This window comes from Planomonospora alba (assembly GCF_039534085.1).
Lineage (GTDB): Bacteria > Actinomycetota > Actinomycetes > Streptosporangiales > Streptosporangiaceae > Planomonospora_B > Planomonospora_B alba.
Genome location: NZ_BAAAUT010000133.1, coordinates 1 through 2860 on the forward strand (window position 1 = coordinate 1; position 2860 = coordinate 2860).

The 2860-nt window shown below is 70.4% G+C and carries 1 protein-coding gene and 1 pseudogene; both read right to left on the reverse strand.

What is annotated here, in order from left to right:
* Positions 1–122: 122 nt before the first annotated feature.
* Complete coding sequence (locus ABD823_RS34205) at positions 123–1202, reverse strand: inositol-3-phosphate synthase (RefSeq protein WP_344867067.1); 1080 nt, start codon at positions 1200–1202, stop codon at positions 123–125.
* 215 nt (positions 1203–1417) lie between these two features.
* A pseudogene (locus ABD823_RS34210) lies at positions 1418–1978 on the reverse strand (PadR family transcriptional regulator); the annotation flags it as partial.
* Positions 1979–2860: the final 882 nt, after the last annotated feature.

A 2860-nucleotide genomic window follows, 5' to 3' on the forward strand; every position in this document is an offset into this window, starting at 1 on the left:
CCACGGAAGCCCTCACCGCAGCCACCGCCCCACGACCCCCCACGACGACCGATCAGGGGAAAAGGAAGAGCCCTCCGCCGGGGAAGGGCGGAGGGCTCGACCGAGGGCTCGGGCGGGGAGGGTCAGCGCTCGACTTCGCCGCGGATGAACTTCTCGACGTACTCGCGGGCCTCGTCGTCGGAGTACTGCTCCGGCGGGGACTTCATGAAGTAGGAGGAGGCCGACAGGATCGGGCCGGCGATGCCCCGGTCCAGGGCGATCTTGGCGGCGCGGACGGCGTCGATGATGATGCCGGCGGAGTTGGGGGAGTCCCACACCTCCAGCTTGTACTCCAGGTTCAGCGGGGTGTCGCCGAAGGAGCGGCCCTCCAGGCGGACGTAGGCCCACTTGCGGTCGTCCAGCCACGGCACGTGGTCCGACGGACCGATGTGCACGTCGGCCTTGGCCATCTCGTGCGGGATCTGCGAGGTGACGGACTGGGTCTTGGAGATCTTCTTGGACTGCAGGCGCTTGCGCTCCAGCATGTTCATGAAGTCCATGTTCCCGCCGAAGTTCAGCTGGTAGGTGCGGAGCAGCTCGACCCCGCGGTCCTCGAACAGCTTGGCCATGACCCGGTGGGTGATGGTGGCTCCGACCTGGGACTTGATGTCGTCGCCGACGATCGGCACGCCCGCGTCGGTGAACTTCTGCGCCCACTCGGGGTCGGAGGCGATGAAGACCGGCAGCGCGTTGACGAAGGCGACCTTGGCGTCGATGGCGCACTGGGCGTAGAAGCGGTCCGCCTCCTCCGAGCCCACCGGCAGGTAGGAGACCAGCACGTCGACCTTGGCGTCCTTGAGGACCTGAACGACGTCGACCGGGGCCTCGTCGGACTCCTCGACCATCTCGCGGTAGTACTCGCCGAGGCCGTCGAGGGTGTGGCCGCGCTGCACGATCACGCCGGTGGGGGGCACGTCGCAGATCTTGATGGTGTTGTTCTCCGAGGCGACGATCGCCTCGGACAGGTCGCGGCCGACCTTCTTGGCGTCGACGTCGAAGGCGGCGACGAACTCGACGTCACCGACGTGGTAGTCGCCGAACTTCACGTGCATAAGGCCCGGCACCCGGGCGCCGGGGTCGGCGTCCCTGTAGTAGTGCACGCCTTGCACGAGCGACGCGGCACAGTTGCCTACACCGACAATGGCTACGCGCACCGAACCCATGGCACTCGCTCCCTCAGTCCTGTTGATCACTTGTTCTCCGGCGCGGTGGGCCGCTCCGGACCATCGGTTCCGGGCGCGGGCGCCCGGTACGTCTCTTCCTGCGCGGTCCGGGACTCCCCGTCATCCGCGGCGGCCCCTCGCCTCTCTGCGTTCACGGTCGCGCTCGGGGCCTCGTGCGCCTGGCGGGCGACCCGTTCCTCGTCGTCCGCTCCGCTCGCCGCGGCCCCTCGCCGCTCCGTCTCGATCAGCTCGTTGAGCCACCGCACCTCGCGCTCGACGGACTCCAGGCCGTGGCGCTGGAGTTCGAGCGTGTAGCTGTCCAGCCGCTCGCGTGTGCGGGCGAGGGCCGTACGGACGGCGTCGAGTCTCTCCTCCAGACGGCTGCGTCGCCCTTCGAGGATGCGCAGGCGCACCTCGGCCTCGGTGTGCCGGAAGAAGGCGAAGTGGATGCCGAAGCTCTCGTCCTCCCAGGCGGACGGGCCGGCCTGGGTGAGGAGCTCCTGCAACCGCTCCTTGCCCTCGGCGGTCAGCTTGTAGACGATCTTCGACCGGCGTCCGGTGAGGGGGACGGCACTCTCTGCCGCGGGCTCCTCCTCGACGATGAGGCCGTCCGCCAGCAGCTGGCGGAGGCACGGGTAGAGCGAGCCGTAGGAGAAGGCCCGGAACATGCCGAGCAGGGCGTTGAGCCGTTTGCGCAGCTCGTAGCCGTGGAGCGGAGTCTCGTGCAGCGACCCGAGCACGGCGAGTTCCAGCACGCCGCCTCGCCCACCGGCCACCGGAAACCACCACCTCTCGCGTCGATGTATCGAGCCGATACATCGGGAGGATACGTCGGCTCGACATATCTCGGCAACGGACGACTTTCCCAAGAGGTTGGGACCAAACGCAAAAAAGCCGTAGTCTGGCCGTTATGTGGTCACAGCGAGCGGTGGTGGGCTCAGGCTCGCGCGCGCTCTGGACCGCCGACGGACACGGGGAATCTCACGTCCACGCAGGAGAGGCCCGGCGTGCTTGCTCCCGGAGCGGCCCGAAGGTCTCGTTCGTCCTCGGGAACGGAGATCCCCCCGAAGAGGTCGGCTACTAGTGAGCCAAGGCGCTGAGATCTCCCTCGCCCAACAGGTAATCTCACCCGCGCCTGCACGCCGTCGTAGACCCCGATGACCGAACGAGGACGCGTTGAGTTACAGCAGCAGCCATGACCCGGAGCCGAGCGGGCGCCCGCAGCGCCCGGACGGATCGGCTCGTCAGGGGCGGCGCCGTCGCTCGAACCCGGGAGCCGCTCCCCGTACCGTCCCCCCGGCCCAACCGGTTCAAACCGGTGACCTGAACCGGGGTCCGCACCCGGCGCAGCCGCCCCACCACGCTCCGCAGGGCCCGGGGCCCGCTCCCGGGTACGGCGCGCCCGCGCAGGGCCGGGTCCCCGATCCTCGCCCCCCGGCGGGCCCCGACGGCCCGCGGCAGGGCCGCGGCCCCGCCTCCCGGCCGGCGGGCCCGCTCCCGCCCCAGGGGCCCGTGCCCGGGCAGGGACCCGTGCCGGGTCAGGAGCCCGCGCCCACCCGGGTGGGGGACCGGGGCGGAGTGCGCCGGCAGGACACCGATCCGCGGGGCGGGCGCCGGCCCGAGGCGGCCTTCCAGGACACCCAGGCGATGGTGGGCGC

Bases quoted from the DNA above. Each gene is read 5' to 3' on its own strand.
- ABD823_RS34205 (WP_344867067.1), bottom strand. From the start codon at position 1,202: ATGGGTTCGGTGCGCGTAGCCATTGTCGGTGTAGGCAACTGTGCCGCG.